Consider the following 17,262-nt stretch of genomic DNA (forward strand, 5'->3'; position numbering starts at 1 on the left):
GTCTTAACTTCAATTCGTTTAGAAACAGTTTCGCGGATGTCACCTTTCAGACGGGACTGGTTAGCGTGATGGATAAAATTCAACTGATTACCGCCGAATTGCGGCGACTTCGGAAGGCGCGCTATTTCGGCAAGGTCGTCTCGATCGGTGGCGGGCTGGTCCGGGTCGCGGGGCTGGTGGTTCATGGCTCGGTGGGCGATCGCGTGGAATTCTTGCGCGAATCCGGCGAAGCAGGCGGCGGCGAGATCGTCGCGATCGACAGGGGCGAGGTCTCGGTGCTTCCCGATGGCTCGACCGAGGGGCTGTCCATCGGGATCAGGGTCGAGTTACTTTTCGCGCCGCTTCTGGCACCAGACGACAGCTGGATCGGGCGGGTGATCGATCCGCTGGGCCGTCCGCTTGACGGGCATCCGATCGACTCGGGCGTGGAGGATCGCGGCTTTCGCGCCCCCCCGCCGCCGGCGACGCAGCGCAAGCGGCTGGGCGAACGCCTGCGCAGCGGACTCGCGGTTTTCGACACGTTCCTTCCCATTGTCAGGGGGCAGCGGATCGGGCTCTTTGCCGGTTCCGGTGTGGGCAAGTCGACGTTGCTTTCTGCCCTGGCGCGCGGGGTCGAGGCCGATGTGGTCGTCATCGCGATGATTGGCGAACGCGGTCGTGAGCTGCGCGAATTCATCGAAGAGGTGCTCGGCCCTGAGGGGATGAAGCGGGCCGTCATCGTGGCGGCGACCTCGGACCAGTCGCCGCTGATGCGCCGGCGCTGCGCCTGGGCGGGCATGACGGTGGCCGAGCATTTCCGGGATCAGGGCAAGCATGTTCTTTTCCTTGCCGATTCCGTCACGCGCTTTGCCGAGGCACATCGCGAGATCGCGCTCGCCTCGGGTGAAAGCCCCAGCTATCGTGGATTTCCTCCGTCGGTCTCGCATCTCATCATGTCCTTGGCCGAGCGTGCCGGGCCGGGCGCGATGGGCAGCGGGGATATTACCGCCGTCTTCAGCGTGCTGGTCGCGGGCTCGGACATGGAAGAACCGGTCGCCGATATTCTCCGTGGCGTGCTGGACGGGCATGTCGTTCTGGACCGCAGCATTGCCGAGCGTGGGCGGTTCCCGGCGGTGGATGTGCTGCGTTCGGTGTCGCGCTCGCTGCCCCATGCCGCGACCGAGGCCGAGAATGGCCAACTCGCCCGAGCCCGCGCCGCGCTTGGGCTTTATGCCGAATCCGAATTGATGATTCGCGCCGGTCTTTACGCCCAGGGTACGGATGCGCGGCTTGATGAGGCGGTCCGCATCTATCCCGCGCTCGACGCGTTCTTTACGCGCAAGAGCGGCAGCGTGCCCGAAAGCTTTCAGATGCTGTCATCGGCGCTCCAGCCCGGCAGGTGACGGGGCCTGCCTCATTGGCAAAGCCGGAATCCGCCCTTGCGCGGCTTGATGTCGAGATGCAGGTGGTCGTCATGCGCGGCATTGCTGCCCGGACCCAGAACCGTCGAGAAATAAAGGCAGGCACCGGCGCGGATCGCCTGCTGAAACGCCATTTCCATATCGCCGTCGCCGTCGCGCGGCGCAATCTCCATGCGGCTGCCATCGGAAAAGACCAGCGCCGAAAGGTCAAAGGCGTTTCCGGTGGCGTGTTCCGAAAGTTTCGCGCCCGTGCCGCCGATCGTCTGCCTGCATTGATAGGTCGAGCCGGGAACCAGCTCACTAAGTGCAGGTCGATCCGGCAGCCGGGAGGCCGCGGGCCGCAAGACGTCGCGCAGCCAATGGGCCAGGCTTCGCGCGGTGTCGCAATGCATCAAGGCACCCCCGCCCTCGATCCTGAGGCCGGGCAATGGGGCATGCAGGCGAACCGGCCGCCGGATACCGCAACCGGGTTGTCCGGGCTCGGTAATGGCCTCTGGCTCATCATATTCCGCGCCAAGCAGCGAGAGTTCCAGCAGGCATGCCGCGTGGTCAAAGGCGCTGGTCTCGGGGATTTGGTCGGGCTGGCCATCGGATTCGGCTGTTTCGGCCGAGAGCGGCGCAGGCTCGGACTCGGGTCTGCGCTCAGGCTCAGGCTGAGGCTTAGGCTCGGGTCCGGGCTCGGGCTCAGGCTTCGGCTCGGGCGCGGGGCTGGGGTCGGGCATCGGCGCGGTGTTTGCCGCCGGTCGGGGCTCGGGGCGGGGCGCCTGGGCATGCAGGAAACCGGGCAGCAGAAGAAGCACAAGCATCGCCGCCCGGAGCCGCATTTGGTTATTCCACCGAAACCGGCTTGGCGGGTGGCGGCAGTTTCTGGCCCGTGACATCGTTCAGCGCGGTTGTCGCGGCCATATCCGCCGCGCGCTGCGCCAGCATGTCATCGGCAAGCGCTTCGGCGCGTGCCAGGGCTTCGCTCAGCGGCTCGCCGCGTTCGGGCGGGGCTGCTCGGGGACGTGTGCCGGTGATGATGCTCACCGCGACGGTCGAGGCGGCTTCCTGCACGGCGGCAGCGATGGCCTTGGCGCGGACACGCGGTGTGGCGTCACTCGGCTGGATCTCGGCTTGAACGGTCTCGGCCGGTTGGCCGATTAGGCCGGCGGTGGATGCGCGCATGGGCGGGCGGGCAGAACTGAGGACCAGTCCCGAGGCCTGCGGCCCGGGCGCGACTGCCTGTGTCACATCCGCGATCCCGACCCCGGGGGCCAGGAACTCGACCGTCGTGACATTTGCCTTGACCATATGCGCCAGTTCGAATGCATCCCAATTCGTCAGCCGCACGCAGCCATGCGACTGGTTGACGAACAGCCGCGAAGGCGTCGCGGTTCCGTGGATGCCATAGGTCGGCTCGCTGAGGTCGATCCAGACATTGCCCACCGGCCCGTTCGGACCCGGCGGCACGATCAGCACGCGATCGTTCTCGCCCTGCTTGAAATTGCGCTGCGGGTTATAGGTATAGGTCGGGTTGAGCGCGATCGCGTTGACCTTATGCGTACCATGCGGCGAGGGCGTGTCAGAAGAGCCCACCGTGGCGGGATAATCCGCGACCATCCGGCCATTGGCATCATAGGCGGCGACCCGCCGGGTTTCCTTATCCACGATGATGCGGGTCACGGTCGCGCGGATCGGCTTTGCGGGACGTGTCACGCTGATCGTCTCGCCGGGCCGGAAGGCCGCGCCGGGATTGAGCTTGGCGAGGAATTTTTCATCCATGTGAAAACGTTCGGCCAGGTTTTCCAGCACCGAAGTGTAGCCCTGCGATGTCATCGCCGCCTTTTCGGCATAGTCGGTCGGGATGCGGTCCACGAGACCCTCGGCATCCGCTTGGGTGATCGTGTAGGAATTCGTGATCGGCTCGCCTGCATAGGCTTGCAGACGGGACCACACATCAGAATTCATCCGGCCGGTCATCGGCAATCCGGCGCGTCGCTGGAACGCCTTGATCGCGCTTTCGCTCATGCCGCCGCGCCAGCCATCGACCACCCCCGGCGAGATGCCCGAGCGGTCAAGGAGGACCTGCACCTTGGCGGTGAGGGCGGATTGCCCATCGGGCAAGTCACCGCCGCGATAGGCCGCATCCTCGAGATCTTGGGCCGAGACCGATTTCAACGCCTTGGCCGCGCCGGTGCCGGACTGACCCTGCAACTCGGCGGAGACGGCAGCCTGCACGGGCATGTTCGCCGTAACTTCCACCGCCCGGACCGGAGGCCGGACGGCAGTTTGTGCCCGCGCGGGGGTGCTGACGGCGAGAATCGCAGCCGAAATCAGCGATAGGCGCAAGAGCGCGCCTGCATGAGGAACGCGGGAGGACATGTTCTTAATCTACTCGTTCTGGTTTATTGTTTTATTTGCCTGTGACGCGAATTTGCGCCGAATGCGGCGTCCTGGCAAGGGTTCGCCGCATCGTCCGGATCACATCTGCCCGGCAAACCGGTGATCGCGCGGGAAGTAGCGGCGCGACAGCGAGACCGGCATATTGTTCAGCCATTCCAGCCGTTCGAGTTCCAGAACCGGGTCGTTCTGGGGCAGGTTCAGCGCCGGAGCGATGAAGGGGCCGTCGGCGGTCGAGACACCGATCGACATGCTCGCGCGGTTCAGGGGCACATTGCCCAAGAGCCATTCGCAGGCGCTGAGACCCTCGAGTATGGCCGGGCTGAGACCGGGCGCGGCAAAGGTGTTCGTCCAGCGGATCTCGCAGCAATGCGGAATATTGTCGGCGAAATAGACCGCGCGGCTCATCAGCAGCGTCTCGCCCTTGCGCAAGAGCATGGCCTGGGCGACTTCGGCGGGCGGGACGGCTTCCTCGGCGGCGAGCAGGCGGTAGCCATATTGGTGACCGGCCGCCTCGAGTTCGCGCCGCAGCAGCGTCCGGACCAATTGGACGCGCGGATGGGCGGTGACGCGTGTGCCGACCTTGCGCCGGCGCTCGACGACGCCGGTCTCGGCCAAGGCCTGCATGGCCCGGTTCACAGTCGCCCGCGCGCAGCCCAATTCCGCGGCGAGTTCGCATTCTGTGGGGATCAATTCACCTTCGTTCCAGATCCCGGTCTGGATGCGCTCCAGGACAATATCCTGCACGGCTTGCCACGTCATTCCCTTGCGGCGCGAGGGGGCAGTCAGAACAGCGGTTGCTGCGGAAAATCCTTGGGGAATATGAGACATTATATGCAATAGTTTCCGTATGATGGTCGGTGGTGGACTCGATACGGTCGACAGGAAAAGCCTTTTCTTCCCGCCTGTACCTAGATCGGGAAAGCTATGCCCGTCGGGAACGGCGTTAACTAACAAGAAGAGGTTTTGACGGAATAGATCCATATAGGTCAAGAAAAATTCTTATTCACGTGAACCAGTCGGGTGGTGGCGCGTTGACAATCTTCGGGTCGGGGAAGATTGTCCGCGCGTCAAGCAAGAGGTGCCTGCGTGTCGGAAGCCAGTGCAATTCACGTAACCCGTTCCACGATGACAGTATGGCCGGTTCTGGTGGCGATCAGCCTATGCCATATGATCAACGACGTGATGCAGTCGCTGCTCGCGGCGATCTATCCGCTGCTGCAACAGGAATTCACCCTGTCCTATTGGCAGATCGGCCTGATGACCTTTGCCTTTCAGGTGACCGCATCGCTTTTGCAGCCCGTGGTGGGGGCGATCACCGATCGCAGACCGATGCCGGGATCGCTGGCGGTGGGCATGGGTTCGACCTTTTGCGGGGTTTTGCTATTGGCGCTCGCGCATGAATATTGGGTGCTGGTGACGGGTGCCATGCTGATCGGCGTGGGATCCTCGGTGTTTCACCCGGAAAGTTCGCGCGTGGCCCGCATCGCCTCCGGGGGGCGCTTTGGCACGGCGCAATCGCTGTTCCAGCTTGGTGGCAATTTCGGGCAGGCGCTGGGGCCATTGCTCGCGGCCTTTATCGTGGTGCCGCTGGGCAGGCCGTCCATCGCGCTGTTTTCGGCGACGGCCCTGCTGGGTTCCGCGATCCTGTGGCGCATCGGAGCCTGGGCCGAAGGCCGCCGCAAGGCTGCCGGGGCGCAGGCCCCGCGCGACCTTCCTCTGGCGCGCGGAAGGGTGATCGCCGCGATCAGCATTCTGGCGCTGCTGACCTTCAGCAAGAACATCTACACGGCCAGCATCTCGAGCTATTACACCTTTTACCTGATCGAGAAGTTCGGCCTGACCACGCAGCAGTCCCAGGTCATGTTGTTCCTGTTTCTGGGCGGCATGGCAGCTGGCGTGATGTTGGGCGGGCTGGTCGGAGACCGAATCGGACCGCTCAAGGTGATCTGGTTTTCGATCCTCGGCATCCTGCCCTTCACGCTGCTGCTGCCCCATGTCGGGCTGGCGGCGACGGGGATCCTCACGGTGTTAATCGGGCTGGTTCTTGCCTCGGCCTTTCCGGCCATCGTGGTTTTTGCGCAGGAACTCGTCCCCGGACGGACCGGACTTGTGGCGGGGTTGTTCTTTGGCTTCTCTTTCGGGATGGGCGGAATTGCCGCGGCCCTGCTGGGCCTCGTGGCGGATGCGCGCGGGATAGAATTTGTTTATGAAATCTGCGCATACCTTCCTCTGATGGGCCTGTTGACGGTTTTCCTTCCGCGGATGGAACATCGCTGAGAAGCCGCCCAGACAGGAAAAAAACATGAGCAGCATTACCATCAGGCCGATTTCGGCCGAAGCCTTCGCACCTTTTGGCGAGATCCTGGCCACCCGCGAGGCTCCGACCCGGCTGATCAATGCCGGTCGGTGCGAACGTCATCACGCCTTGGCGACGGTCGAGCGCGGCGGGGGCGAGGCGATCATCTCGATCTTCCGCTCCGAGCCGGTCAGCCTGCCTTATGACTGCACCCTGCTCGAACGCCATCCGCTGGGCTCGCAGGCCTTTTTCCCGATCGGTTCGGGCCCTTGGCTTTCGATCGTCGCCCCGGACGAGAATGGCCGCCCCGGCGCGCCGCTTGCCTTCCTGGTTCCTGCGGGCGTGGGCGTCAATCTTCGGGCGGGTGTCTGGCACGGGGTTCTGACGCCGCTGGATCGCCCGGCGGATTTTCTCGTCGTCGATCGCGATGGCGAGGGCGCGAATCTCGAAGAGGTCGTCATCGCGCCTGTGACGGTGCGGGCATGAGCATGCCGGATTACAGCCTTGAGGAACTCGAAATCGCGGGCGGCGCGCGCTTTGTCGCTGGCGTGGATGAGGTCGGGCGCGGACCGCTGGCCGGTCCGGTCACGGCTGCGGCGGTGATCCTGAATCCCGAGCGAATTCCCGAGGGGCTGAACGATTCGAAGCAGCTGACCGCCAAGCGGCGCGACGCTCTGGCCGCGCTGATCATGGAAAGCTGCGACTGGTGCGTCGCCCATGCCAGCATTGCCGAGATCGACGAATTGAACATCCTGCGCGCATCGCATCTGGCAATGTGCCGCGCCCTTGCGGGCCTGCGACAGCGGCCCTGCATGGTGCTGGTCGACGGGAATATGCTGCCGCGGGGACTGGAGCTGCGCGCCAAGCCCGTGATCAAGGGCGATGCGCTGAGCCTCTCCATCGCGGCCGCGTCGATCCTCGCCAAGGTTGCGCGGGACCGGATCATGGTGGATTTGGCGCAACAGCACCCCGGCTACGGCTGGGAAGGCAATGCCGGATATCCGACAAAAGCCCATCTGCAGGCGCTCAGCGATCTGGGGGTGACACCACATCATCGGCGCAGCTTCGCGCCTGTCCACAATATCTTGTGTAAACCCCTGATCGCAAGCGCTTGATTCAAAAAAGAATTTGACGCCGAATCATGTGTGAATCATCATCGCCACAACCATATCGGCGGACAAATAGCCGAAATCCGAGGCAGTGATGACGAAGCATGCTCCCAAAAGCCGCGCATCCGCGCGGGCGCTCCCGCTCAACCAGATCCTGGCGGGCGATTGCGTCGAGGTGATGAAGAAGCTGCCCGCCAATAGCGTGGATCTGATTTTCGCGGATCCGCCCTACAACCTGCAATTGAAGGGCGAGTTGCACCGGCCCGACAATTCGCGCGTCGATGCGGTCGATGACCATTGGGACCAGTTCGGGGGATTCGCGGCGTATGACCGTTTCACCCGGAACTGGATGGCCGCCGCGCGCCGCATCCTCAAACCAGATGGCGCGATCTGGGTGATCGGCTCATATCACAATATCTTCCGTGTCGGGGCCGAGTTGCAGAATCAGGGCTTCTGGATCCTGAACGACGTGGTCTGGCGCAAGACCAACCCGATGCCGAATTTCCGGGGCAAGCGGCTGACCAATGCGCATGAGACGATGATCTGGGCGTCGAAATCCGAGAACGCGAAATACACCTTCAATTACGAGGCGCTGAAATCTCTCAATGAGGGTGTGCAGATGCGCTCGGACTGGGTGCTCCCGATCTGCACCGGGGGAGAGCGGCTCAAGGACAAGGACGGCGCGAAAGCCCATCCGACGCAAAAGCCCGAGGCGCTGCTGCATCGGCTGCTGATCGGCTCGACCAATCCCGGCGATGTGGTGCTGGACCCGTTCTTCGGGACGGGCACGACGGGGGCGGTGGCCAAGATGCTGGGCCGGAATTTCATCGGGATCGAACGCGAACAGGCTTACCGCGAGGTCGCCGAAAGGCGTATCTCCCGCGTGCGCAAGCTCGATAACGAGGCGCTTGCCACCACCAAGGCCAAGCGCGCCGAGCCGCGCGTCCCCTTTGGTCAGGTGGTCGAGCGCGGCATGCTGCGCCCCGGCGAAGAGCTTTTCTCGATGGATAGCCGCCACAAGGTCAAGGTGCGTGCCGATGGCAGCATCGTCGGCCATGAACTCAAGGGTTCGATCCATCAGGTGGGCGCGGCGCTGGAAGGCGCGCCGACCTGCAATGGCTGGACCTATTGGCATTACCGCCGCGAGGGCAAGATGGTCCCGATCGACATGCTGCGGCAGCAAATTCGCGCCGAGATGGAGGCCGACAAGGGGCGACCGAACTGAGTTTCGCCGCGTCCCGGACCACCGCGAGCTCTGGCGCGGCCGGGACCCCTTGCCCCGTCCTGCGGATATCCGCCGGGCGGGGTCTTTTTTGCTAAAGCGCGTTGCGCGGCCTGGGCAGATTGCCGCTGTTATAGGCCGACCAATCCTTGATCTCGGGATAGAATTGCCGCCGCCAGGCGCGGACGCGCGGATTCATCCGTCGCCGCCACAAGGGCGGGATCATCGCAAGGAAGGTCATCGCCGGATAGCCCATCGGCAATTGCGGGGCCTCTTCCTCGCCATAGGTCTGGAGCAGCGGAAAGCGGCGGTCGGGCTTGTAATGGTGATCGGAATGACGCTGCAGATTGATGAGCAGCCAGTTCGTGGCCTTGTGCGAGGCATTCCAGCTGTGGCGCGGCAGGACATGCTCATATCGGCCCTCGCCCAGATGCTTGCGGGTCAGGCCGTAATGTTCGACGTAATTGGTCAGTTCGAGCTGCCAGACCGCGACGAATGCCTGCCACAGGAACAGCAAAAGCCCTTGAATCCCGCCCAGAGCCAGAGCGAGGGCCAGCATCGCGAGTTGCAGCGCGCCGTAGCGCCAGAACGGGTTGCGGCGATCGAGTTTCGAGCGTCCCGCGCGGGCAAGACGGCGCGCCTCGGCCTCCCAGGCGCTTTTCGGGCAATCGCGCAACACGCGCCAGAAGAACCGGAAGAAACCCTCGTTGTACCGCGCCGAGACCGCATCGCGCGGCGTCGCGACCCAACTGTGATGGATCAGCAGATGCTCGGTGCGGAAATGCGAATAGAGCGTCGAGGCCAGAAGCAGATCGCCCAGCCATCGCTCGACCGGGTTCCTCTGATGCAGCAATTCATGGGCATAGACGATGCCGATGGTTCCCGAGGCCGTGCCGATGCCAAAGAACAGCCCCAGCTTTTCCAGCCCCGACAATTCCCCGCGCGTAGCGAACCAGATACCGCCAAAGATCATCGCGGCCTGCAGCGGAAACCAGATCACGGTGATGGCGCGATGCCAGAAGAGCAGTGCCTCGGGCGTGTCGGTATCTGCATTTTCCGAGTTCAGGCCCAGCACGACGTCCAGCATGGTCATCAGATACCAGGCATAGAGCGGCATGAGCACCCACCACCAGCCGCCGAAACGGGCAGCGATCATGGCCAGCGGCACCATTCCCAGCGACAGCCAGAAGGGCAGGGCATCGAACAGGCGGGCGCGGGCATCGGACATCAGTCAACCATCATGCAGGAAACGTCGGCTGGCCTATGCGACATCGGGTCGCGGGCGGGCGGGAAGCGGACGGGCAAGCGCCCATGCCTTGCGCATCAGGCCGGGCAGGGCGCCGGGGCTGAATTCGCGAAGCGGGACGAGCCTGCCGCGTTCCGGGCGGCTGGTCAACTCGCCACTCATCACCGTCAGGTCCAGCGCGAAATGGGTGAAGATATGGCGCACCAGCCCCAGTTCCTGCCAATCGGCCGGGGCGGGGGGAGGCAGGTCCGAGCCGTCCCAATCGCTCGACGGAAAGGCCAGCGTGCCGCCCAGCAGGCCTTTCTCCGGGCGGGTCTCGACCAGCACCTTATCCGTCGAAAAGCCGATCCAGACCCGGCCGGAGCGCTGGGGTTTTGCCTTTTTCGGCGCCTTTCGCGGCAAATCCGGCGCGATCCCGAGACGGCGTGCCTCGCAGAATTCATTCACAGGGCAGATGCCGCAGGCGGGGCTGCGCGGCGTGCAGATCGTGGCGCCCAAATCCATCATCGCCTGCGCATAATCGCCGGGGCGCTTGGCCGGGGTCAGCCGCCCCGCAATTTCGTGAATTTCGGATTTCGAGGCAGGCAGCGGCGTTTCCAGCGCGAAAAGCCGCGAGATGACGCGCTCGACATTGCCGTCCACCACCGTCTCGGGCCTGTCAAAGGCGATCGCGCCGATCGCGGCCGAGGTATAGGGGCCGATGCCCGGCAGCGCGGTCAATCCCTGGCGCGTCTCGGGGAATGCGCCTTGGGCCGCGACCGCGCGGGCACAGGCCAGAAGATTGCGGGCCCGGGCGTAATAGCCCAGCCCGGCCCATTCGGCCATGACCTGCTCATCCGGGGCGCGGGCGAGGTCACGGACCGTCGGCCAAAGCGCGGTGAAACGCTCGAAATAGGCCTTGACCGCAGCGACGGTGGTTTGTTGCAGCATCACTTCCGAGAGCCAGACGCGATAGGGATCGGCCTGACCCCGGCCCGGCGGCACGCGCCAGGGCAGGGTCCGCGCATGGCGGTCGTACCATCCCAGCAATTCGGCGGATATCATCCTCGGGTCACGCAATTATCAGTTCTCCGCTCTGGCGTCCGGGCGCGGCTCGGTCCAGACTGCGCGCCAGATTAATCACATGGTCCCCCTATGGCCCAGAAGAAACCCGACACTTTCCCGCGCCGCCGGATGCGCGGGTTCGAAGCCGCGGCAAGCCTTGTCGCGCATCGGGTGCGTTCCGCGGGCGAGAGCCGCGGCTTCGCGGTGGCACGGCTTCTGACCAACTGGCCCGAGGTGGTCGGCCCCGAGATCGCAGCCCACGCTCGCCCCGTCAAAATCAGCCATGGCAAGGGCTTCGGCGCGACGCTGACATTGCTGGTGGCGGGTGCGCGTGCACCGATGATCACCATGCAGCTGGAACAGATCCGCCAAAAGGTGAATGCCTGCTACGGTTTCAATGCGGTCTCGCGGATCAGCCTGACCCAGACCGCGCCGACCGGCTTTGCCGATGCCTCGGGCTTTGCCGAGGAGCAGGCGGGCTTTGCCGGGCCGCGCCGGACCGCGCCGCCCGATCCCGCCCGTCTGGCCCGCGCCGAGGAAATCGCGCAGGGCTTCGACGACCCCCAGCTTTCGGCCGCGATGCGGCAGATGGCGCTGAACATCCTGTCCCGCCGGGACACCAACGACCGAAAGGCCAATCCATGATCTCAACTCGTCGCTCGCTGATCGCCGCCGCCACGGCTGCGCTGACCTTGGCCGCGGTCGCGCCGGTCATTGCGCAGGAAGCCGCCCCTGCCCAGGCCGAGATGCCCGAAGGCAAGATCCTCGACGACATCGTGCTGGGCAGCGCCGACGCGCCGGTGACCGTCATCGAATATGCCAGCTTCACCTGCAGCCATTGCCAGGCGTTCCATAGCGAGAACTGGCCCAAGCTGAAGGCCGAATATGTCGATACGGGCAAGGTCAAGTTCATCCAGCGCGATGTCTATTTCGATGCGGTCGGCCTTTGGGCGGGCATCCTCGCGCGCTGCGGGGGCGATGCGAAATATTACGCTGTCTCGGATCTGCTTTTCGACGACCAGAAGACCTGGCTGGCCGCGAAGTCCGGTGACGAGATCGCCGCGAACCTGCGTAAGGTCGGTGCCAAGGCCGGCATGAGCGCCGAGCAGATGGATGCCTGCTGGGCGGATCAGCAGAAGGTCGCGGATCTTGTCGCGACCTTCCAGAAAAACGCCACCGAGGACAAGATCGAGGGCACGCCGACCTTTATCGTCAATGGCGAGACGGTCAAGAACCAGCCCTGGGACGACATGAAGAAGATCCTCGACGCCAAGCTCGCCGAGGCCGGGAAGCAGTGACGCCACTTGCCGGCCTGAAGGTCGTCGAGCTTGCCCGCATTCTGGCCGGCCCCTGGGCCGGTCAGATCCTCGCCGATCTGGGGGCCGAGGTCATCAAGGTCGAATCCCCCGACGGCGACGATACCCGCCGCTGGGGCCCGCCCTTCATCGAGCATGACGGCGAAAGCTCGGCCGCCTATTTCCATGCGACGAACCGTGGAAAGCGGTCCGTGACCGCCGATTTCCGCACCGCCGAGGGTCAGGCCAAGGTGCGAGAACTGGCCGCGGATGCGGATGTCCTGATCGAGAATTTCAAGGTCGGCGGCCTGGCGAAATACGGGTTGGACTACGAAACTCTGGCGGACCTGAACCCGCGCCTCGTCTATTGCAGCGTGACCGGCTTTGGCCAGACCGGACCCTATGCCCATCGCCCGGGTTACGACTATATCATCCAGGGCATGTCCGGGATGATGAGCGTCACCGGCGAACCCGATGCCCAGCCCCAGAAAGTCGGCGTCGCGGTGGTCGATATCTTTACCGGGGTCTATTCCGTCGTCGGCATCCTCGCCGCATTGAATCAGCGCCACGCGACCGGACGGGGCCAGCATGTCGATATGGCGTTGTTCGACGTGGCGACGGCGGTGATGGCCAATCAGGCGATGAACTACCTGGCGACCGGCGTCGCGCCCTCGCGGCTGGGGAATGCCCATCCCAATCTGGTGCCCTATGCGGTCTTTGACTGCGCCGATGGCTGGATCATCATCGCGACCGGGAATGACGGGCAATATCGCCGCCTGTGCCATGTGCTGGGCCTGCCTGCCTTAGCCGATGCCCCGGCCTATGCCAGCAACGCTGTTCGCATCGCCAATCGCGAGGCGCTTTCCGCCGCGCTTTCGGCGGTCACGGTCGCGTGGCAGCGCGATGCGCTCCTGGCCGCGCTCGAGGCCGAAGGTGTGCCGGCCGGGCCGATCAACGACATGGCCGATGTCTTTGCCGATCCCCAGATCCTTGCCCGCGGATTGCGCATCGCCCCCGAAGGTGTGCCGGGCCTGCGCCTGCCGATCCGGTTTTCGGATGCGGAACTTTCGCTCGAGCGCGCCTCGCCGCGGCTGGGCGCTGCCGATCAAAGCCCCAGCGCCTGAAGCCGTTCGGTCAATGGCGCGGAATCCTCAAGCTCCAGCCTGACCGGCAGGGCCAGGACCTTTGGCCGGAAGCTGCGCGGCAGGCGCGCCGCGTCCTTCTCGGTGGTGACAAGCTGCGCACCGATTAGCCGTGCCTCGGTCTCAAGCCGCGTCAGCAGGGCGGGGGTAAAGGGCTGGTGATCCTCGAGCGGTTCGGCGCGGATGATCCTGGCCCCAAGCCCGCGCAGCGTGGCAAAGAACTTCTCTGGATGGCCGATCCCGGCAAAGGCCAGAACCTGCAGCCCCTGCCAGTCCATGCCGGTCCGAAGCGGCGCGAGCCTGCCCCGCAGATGCGGCAATGCGATCCGCGCGCCCCATTCCGCGGCAAAACGCTGTTGCGCATCTGGTTCGCCGATCGACAGCAGAAGATCGGCGCGGGCAAGGCCGCGATCGACGGGTTCGCGCAATGGCCCGGCGGGCAGGCAAAGCCCGTTGCCAAATCCCCGCGCCGCATCGACCACGACCAGCGACAGGTCATGGGCCAGCGAAGGATCCTGAAAGCCATCATCAAGCAGGATCGCCTGCGCCCCTGCGGCCACCGCCGCCCTTGCCCCCGCGAGCCGCGCATCCGACACCCAGACCGGGGCAAAGGCCGCCATCAGCAGGGGTTCGTCCCCGACCTCTTGGGCGCGGTGACGCGATTCCTCGACGCGCAGCGGGCCTTTTTCGCTCCCGCCGAAACCGCGCGAGACAATATGCACCGCAACTCCGCGCGCCTGCAGCATTTGGGCCAGCATGATGGTCGAGGGCGTCTTGCCCGTGCCTCCGGCATTGATATTGCCGATGCAGATCACCGGGACCCCGGGGCGGATGCGCTCGCCCCGCGCCAAGCGCCGCCCGGTGCCCGCGGCATATAACGCGCCCAGCGGGGAAAGCAGGCGTGCGGCTGTCCCGGGAGGGCGGAACCAGAAATCGGGGGCACGCAGCAGGTTCATTGGCCGGTCTCCATCGCCTCGATGACGGTCTCGGCGATGCGGCGCGTGACAGCCGCGCCGCCGGTGCTGACCGACCAGGCATTCCCCGCCAGCACTGCGGCCTGATCCGGCGCGGTCAGGTCCGAGACGGCGCGCGTTAGCGTATCGCCATCGGTGATCAGCCGCGCCGCCGAAGCGCCGTCCAGCTGGATCCATTCCGCCGCATGGGCCGCAGTCAGGGGGCCGTGGATAATGGCTGAGCCAAGCGCGGCCGGTTCGAAAGGATGGCGCGGCTCAAGCGCCGGGCCGGGAGAAAGTGTGCCGCCCATGAAGCAGACCGGTGCAAGACGATACCACAATCCCATCTCAAAGGCGTCATCCGCGATCAGCACCTGGTCATCCGCCTCGGGATCCTCGTCATCAGAGCGCAGGACGGTGGCCAGACCCAAGGCCTCGGCCTCGGCGCGGATGTCCGGGACCAGCGCCGCAGGCAATCCGGCAAGGATCAGCAGCGCGCGGTGATTGTGATGCAGCGCCGCCTGATGGGCGGCGAGCAGAGCCGGGATTTCGGGCAGGCTTGGGGTGGCGGCCAGCCAGACATGCCGCCCGCGCAGGATCTGCGCCAGCGCCGCACGTTCGGCTTCGTTGACGCTCAGCGGGGGCAGGGTCTCGGTGACGGGGCCGGTCAGCTCGATACGGTCGGCGCGAACACCAAGCTGGCGCGCGGCGCTGCCCGCCGTCAGGTCGGGTGCCATGACCCGGGTGATGCGCTGCATCAACCCGCGATTGACGATCATCCGCCAGTTCCCGACGCGGCTGACATCGCTCAGCCGCGCCTCGGCCAGTATCACCGGCAGGTCGCGTTCGGCCATGCGGCTGATCAGCGCCGAGGGCAAGTCATCCCCCAGCAGCAGCAGGGCGCGCGGTGCGATCCGGTCGAGTAGCCGATCCGCCTCGGCAAGATGCTGCGGCACCGGGACATGGACGGCCCCGAGACCCGGAGCCATCACATCCTCGGGCGGCAACGCCCCGGTGATCACAAAGCGCAGCGCGGGACGCATCGCCCGCATCGCCCGGACCAGCCCTGCTACCGCCGGCGGGTCGTCGGCTTGGGCGGCGAGGTGGATCAGCATCACGGGTCCCTGGCCGGAGGGCAGCGCGATCGCCTCGGGTGCCGCGGGGATCTGGCCCCGACGCCGACGCAGATGCAGCCAGAGCGCCAGGGATGACGTCAAGTGACCCGGCGATGCCATGTCCCGCACCCCCTTTGCCCCGGAATCAGTTGCCGAGTTCCTCGGTCGGGCTGACTTCGCGCTCTTCGTCGCGCAGGCGGTGCAGATGCGCGATGAAATAGCGGGTATGGGCGCTGTCGACGGTGCGCTGCGCATTGGCCTTCCAGGCCGCGAAGGCGCTGGCATAGTCCGGGAAGATTCCGACGACATGGATCTGGTCCGTGTCGCGGAATTCGGTGCGGGACGGATCCACGAGTTCGCCACCGAACACAAGGTGAAGGCGCTGCGGCATCATAATCTCCTGATAAGCGTTTTGGCGGGAACCTAGCCGAGCCGGGGCCGGAAACCAAGGGCAGGACCGGCCGGGAGATTGCGATTCCGTGGCGGGATGTCATCCGATCAGAATTGCATATGGGCGATATCGTTACAGCAGTGATCGCATTTTGCGCAGTCCACCGGGCAATCGCCTATGCCGCAGGCTTGAGATGCGATCCGCGTCCGCTTGTGCGGCTAATTCCGAGATGCCGCTTGCCGCAACGCGGCGGAATTGTCACAACTCATCCATAGGCCCGGCGCAATGGCGCGCCACCGGCCCGCTCGCAACGATGCGGCACGATCCCGCGAGGACGCGGAATCCTTGAAAGCGCCCATTCGTTTCGCCTGCAAGGCAGGCTTTGCTCCTGTGCGCTTTCCGACAGCCACTGCAACCCGCTTTGCCATCGGAGCATCCCATGTCCGCAAGTTCTGCCGCATCCACCGGGGATTCCAGCCGCGCGCTGACGCTCTCCACCTTTGCTTTCATCATCTGCTTCGCTGTCTGGACCATCTTTGCCATTATCGGCATCCAGATCCGCGAAGAGCTTTCCCTGACCGAGACCCAATTCGGCCTGCTGATCGGTATGCCCGTGCTGACCGGCTCGCTGGTCAGGATCGTCTTGGGCGTGCTGACCGACCGGCTTGGCGGTCGCGTCGTCTATACGCTGACCATGCTGGCCTCGGCCTTGGCGACCTTCCTGCTGTCTTGGGCCACGACCTATCCACAGATGCTGCTCGCGGCGCTTGGCGTCGGGCTGGCAGGCGGGTCTTTCGCGGTCGGTGTGGCCTATGTCTCACGTTTTTATTCGAGCGCGAAACAAGGCACGGCGCTTGGCATCTTCGGCGTTGGCAATGTCGGCGCCGCGCTGACCAAATTCGTCGCGCCTTTCGTCATGGTCGCCTATGGCTGGCAGGCCACGGCGCAGGTCTGGGCCGCTGCTCTGGCGCTGACCGCGATCCTGTTCTGGGTCTTCAGCAAGGACGACCCGGTGACTGAAGCGCGTCGCGGCACGAAAGCCCCGCTGCGCAGCCTCAAGGCCGAATTCGCTCCGCTGAAGAACGTGCAGGTCTGGCGCTTCGCAGCTTACTACTTCTTCGCCTTCGGGGCTTTTGTCGCGCTGGCGCTATGGCTGCCGCGCTACCTGATCGGGGTTTATGGCTTCGATATCAAGACGGCGGGCATGATCGGTGCGGCCTATTCGATCCCGGCCTCGATCTTCCGCGCTTATGGAGGCGTGCTGTCGGACCGGATCGGCGCACGCACGGTGATGTATTGGACGCTGATCGTCTCGCTCGCCTGCACCGCGATCCTGTCGCTGGGCATTTCGGCCGAGCTGTTTCTCGTCACGATCTTCGTTCTTGGCTTCTTCATGAGCCTCGGCAAGGCCGCCGTTTATAAGCACATCCCGAGCTACTACCCGCAGAATGTTGGCGCGGTCGGCGGGTTGGTCGGCATGATCGGAGGCCTTGGCGGCTTCATCCTGCCGCTGCTCTTCGGCTGGCTCAAGGACACGACCGGAAGCTGGTCGAGCTGCTTCGTCGTCCTTTTCCTGATCGTCGCGGTCTGCCTTGGCTGGATGCATGTCTCGATCCGCCGCCTGAATCGCGCCCCCGCATTACAAACCGCCTGAAAGGAGCCCA

At 64.9% G+C, this 17,262-nt stretch carries 17 protein-coding genes; 9 read left to right on the forward strand and 8 right to left on the reverse strand.

The window, feature by feature from the left end; translation table 11 throughout:
• Nucleotides 1-68: 68 nt before the first annotated feature.
• Nucleotides 69-1,382: a FliI/YscN family ATPase gene (locus ESZ60_RS13490; protein WP_134681250.1), complete on the forward strand. Its 1,314-nt coding sequence runs from the start codon at nt 69-71 to the stop codon at nt 1,380-1,382.
• An 11-nt stretch (nt 1,383-1,393) separates the two neighbouring features.
• On the opposite strand, the gene ESZ60_RS13495 is transcribed toward ESZ60_RS13490, so the two are convergent.
• The 3 genes from ESZ60_RS13495 to ESZ60_RS13505 form a co-directional block, all read right to left on the reverse strand.
• Entirely contained in the window at nt 1,394-2,206 is an 813-nt protein-coding gene (locus tag ESZ60_RS13495) for an extensin-like domain-containing protein (protein ID WP_245155697.1), read from the reverse strand.
• 22 nt (nt 2,207-2,228) lie between these two features.
• The gene (locus ESZ60_RS13500) at nt 2,229-3,764 is read right to left on the reverse strand and encodes a L,D-transpeptidase family protein (protein ID WP_134681252.1); all 1,536 of its coding nucleotides are present in this window, start codon (nt 3,762-3,764) and stop codon (nt 2,229-2,231) included.
• A gap of 99 nt (nt 3,765-3,863) precedes the next feature.
• The gene (locus ESZ60_RS13505; protein WP_245155698.1) at nt 3,864-4,544 is read right to left on the reverse strand and encodes a GntR family transcriptional regulator; all 681 of its coding nucleotides are present in this window, start codon (nt 4,542-4,544) and stop codon (nt 3,864-3,866) included.
• A gap of 366 nt (nt 4,545-4,910) precedes the next feature.
• Between ESZ60_RS13505 and ESZ60_RS13510 the strand changes: the two genes are divergently transcribed.
• The 4 genes from ESZ60_RS13510 (at nt 4,911) to ESZ60_RS13525 (ending at nt 8,415) form a co-directional block, all read left to right on the forward strand.
• The gene (locus ESZ60_RS13510; protein ID WP_134681254.1) at nt 4,911-6,062 is read left to right on the forward strand and encodes an MFS transporter; all 1,152 of its coding nucleotides are present in this window, start codon (nt 4,911-4,913) and stop codon (nt 6,060-6,062) included.
• Nucleotides 6,063-6,087: 25 nt separating this feature from the next.
• A complete protein-coding gene (locus tag ESZ60_RS13515) occupies nt 6,088-6,567 on the forward strand; it encodes an ureidoglycolate lyase (protein WP_134681255.1) in 480 nt (159 codons plus the stop codon).
• A complete protein-coding gene (locus ESZ60_RS13520) occupies nt 6,564-7,196 on the forward strand; it encodes a ribonuclease HII (RefSeq protein ID WP_134681256.1) in 633 nt (210 codons plus the stop codon). The genes ESZ60_RS13515 and ESZ60_RS13520 overlap by 4 nt, the downstream gene beginning before the upstream one ends.
• Nucleotides 7,197-7,284: 88 nt before the next feature.
• Nucleotides 7,285-8,415, forward strand: a complete 1,131-nt coding sequence (locus ESZ60_RS13525) for a site-specific DNA-methyltransferase (protein ID WP_134681257.1) — start codon at nt 7,285-7,287, stop codon at nt 8,413-8,415.
• A gap of 91 nt (nt 8,416-8,506) precedes the next feature.
• On the opposite strand, the gene ESZ60_RS13530 is transcribed toward ESZ60_RS13525, so the two are convergent.
• Both ESZ60_RS13530 and mutY read right to left on the reverse strand, forming a co-directional pair.
• On the reverse strand, nt 8,507-9,640 hold the full coding sequence (locus ESZ60_RS13530; RefSeq protein ID WP_209021300.1) for an alkane 1-monooxygenase: 1,134 nt from the start codon (nt 9,638-9,640) through the stop codon (nt 8,507-8,509).
• 33 nt (nt 9,641-9,673) lie between these two features.
• Entirely contained in the window at nt 9,674-10,702 is a 1,029-nt protein-coding gene (mutY, locus tag ESZ60_RS13535) for an A/G-specific adenine glycosylase (RefSeq protein WP_134681310.1), read from the reverse strand.
• Nucleotides 10,703-10,792: 90 nt separating this feature from the next.
• Between mutY and ESZ60_RS13540 the strand changes: the two genes are divergently transcribed.
• The 3 genes from ESZ60_RS13540 to ESZ60_RS13550 are packed head-to-tail and all read left to right on the forward strand — an operon-like array spanning nt 10,793 to nt 13,121.
• Nucleotides 10,793-11,347 (forward strand): DUF721 domain-containing protein, encoded by a 555-nt coding sequence (locus ESZ60_RS13540; RefSeq protein WP_245155699.1) that lies wholly within the window; start codon nt 10,793-10,795, stop codon nt 11,345-11,347.
• Nucleotides 11,344-12,000, forward strand: coding sequence for a DsbA family protein (locus ESZ60_RS13545; protein ID WP_134681259.1), 657 nt, complete (start codon nt 11,344-11,346; stop codon nt 11,998-12,000). The genes ESZ60_RS13540 and ESZ60_RS13545 overlap by 4 nt, the downstream gene beginning before the upstream one ends.
• On the forward strand, nt 11,997-13,121 hold the full coding sequence (locus ESZ60_RS13550) for a CaiB/BaiF CoA transferase family protein (RefSeq protein ID WP_134681260.1): 1,125 nt from the start codon (nt 11,997-11,999) through the stop codon (nt 13,119-13,121). The genes ESZ60_RS13545 and ESZ60_RS13550 overlap by 4 nt, the downstream gene beginning before the upstream one ends.
• Here the strand turns inward: ESZ60_RS13550 and lpxK are convergent.
• From lpxK to ESZ60_RS13565, 3 genes are read right to left on the reverse strand one after another with little or no spacing between them, the layout of a single operon-like run.
• A complete protein-coding gene (gene lpxK / locus ESZ60_RS13555; protein WP_167620154.1) occupies nt 13,103-14,086 on the reverse strand; it encodes a tetraacyldisaccharide 4'-kinase in 984 nt (327 codons plus the stop codon). The genes ESZ60_RS13550 and lpxK overlap by 19 nt on opposite strands.
• Nucleotides 14,087-14,091: 5 nt before the next feature.
• Nucleotides 14,092-15,327 carry a 3-deoxy-D-manno-octulosonic acid transferase gene (locus ESZ60_RS13560; protein WP_134681262.1) on the reverse strand — a complete coding sequence of 412 codons (1,236 nt, stop codon included), beginning with the start codon at nt 15,325-15,327 and terminating at the stop codon, nt 14,092-14,094.
• A 25-nt stretch (nt 15,328-15,352) separates the two neighbouring features.
• Nucleotides 15,353-15,598 (reverse strand): DUF4170 domain-containing protein, encoded by a 246-nt coding sequence (locus tag ESZ60_RS13565; protein WP_134681312.1) that lies wholly within the window; start codon nt 15,596-15,598, stop codon nt 15,353-15,355.
• A 439-nt stretch (nt 15,599-16,037) separates the two neighbouring features.
• On the opposite strand from ESZ60_RS13565, the gene ESZ60_RS13570 reads away from it, so the two are divergent.
• Nucleotides 16,038-17,252 carry an MFS transporter gene (locus tag ESZ60_RS13570; RefSeq protein WP_134681263.1) on the forward strand — a complete coding sequence of 405 codons (1,215 nt, stop codon included), beginning with the start codon at nt 16,038-16,040 and terminating at the stop codon, nt 17,250-17,252.
• Nucleotides 17,253-17,262: the final 10 nt, after the last annotated feature.

It is taken from the genome of Paracoccus ravus (genome assembly GCF_004522175.1).
GTDB classification, from domain to species: Bacteria; Pseudomonadota; Alphaproteobacteria; order Rhodobacterales; family Rhodobacteraceae; genus Paracoccus; species Paracoccus ravus.

What these genes read in the sequence shown, in the direction of transcription:
- ESZ60_RS13490 (WP_134681250.1), top strand. Translation starts at nt 69, where the DNA reads ATGGATAAAATTCAACTGATTACCGCCGAATTGCGGCGACTTCGGAAG.
- ESZ60_RS13495 (WP_245155697.1), bottom strand. Translation starts at nt 2,206, where the DNA reads ATGCTTGTGCTTCTTCTGCTGCCCGGTTTCCTGCATGCCCAGGCGCCC.
- ESZ60_RS13500 (WP_134681252.1), bottom strand. Translation starts at nt 3,764, where the DNA reads ATGTCCTCCCGCGTTCCTCATGCAGGCGCGCTCTTGCGCCTATCGCTG.
- ESZ60_RS13505 (WP_245155698.1), bottom strand. Translation starts at nt 4,544, where the DNA reads ATGACGTGGCAAGCCGTGCAGGATATTGTCCTGGAGCGCATCCAGACC.
- ESZ60_RS13510 (WP_134681254.1), top strand. Translation starts at nt 4,911, where the DNA reads ATGACAGTATGGCCGGTTCTGGTGGCGATCAGCCTATGCCATATGATC.
- ESZ60_RS13515 (WP_134681255.1), top strand. Translation starts at nt 6,088, where the DNA reads ATGAGCAGCATTACCATCAGGCCGATTTCGGCCGAAGCCTTCGCACCT.
- ESZ60_RS13520 (WP_134681256.1), top strand. Translation starts at nt 6,564, where the DNA reads ATGAGCATGCCGGATTACAGCCTTGAGGAACTCGAAATCGCGGGCGGC.
- ESZ60_RS13525 (WP_134681257.1), top strand. Translation starts at nt 7,285, where the DNA reads ATGACGAAGCATGCTCCCAAAAGCCGCGCATCCGCGCGGGCGCTCCCG.
- ESZ60_RS13530 (WP_209021300.1), bottom strand. Translation starts at nt 9,640, where the DNA reads ATGTCCGATGCCCGCGCCCGCCTGTTCGATGCCCTGCCCTTCTGGCTG.
- mutY (WP_134681310.1), bottom strand. Translation starts at nt 10,702, where the DNA reads ATGATATCCGCCGAATTGCTGGGATGGTACGACCGCCATGCGCGGACC.
- ESZ60_RS13540 (WP_245155699.1), top strand. Translation starts at nt 10,793, where the DNA reads ATGGCCCAGAAGAAACCCGACACTTTCCCGCGCCGCCGGATGCGCGGG.
- ESZ60_RS13545 (WP_134681259.1), top strand. Translation starts at nt 11,344, where the DNA reads ATGATCTCAACTCGTCGCTCGCTGATCGCCGCCGCCACGGCTGCGCTG.
- ESZ60_RS13560 (WP_134681262.1), bottom strand. Translation starts at nt 15,327, where the DNA reads ATGGCATCGCCGGGTCACTTGACGTCATCCCTGGCGCTCTGGCTGCAT.
- ESZ60_RS13565 (WP_134681312.1), bottom strand. Translation starts at nt 15,598, where the DNA reads ATGCCGCAGCGCCTTCACCTTGTGTTCGGTGGCGAACTCGTGGATCCG.
- ESZ60_RS13570 (WP_134681263.1), top strand. Translation starts at nt 16,038, where the DNA reads ATGTCCGCAAGTTCTGCCGCATCCACCGGGGATTCCAGCCGCGCGCTG.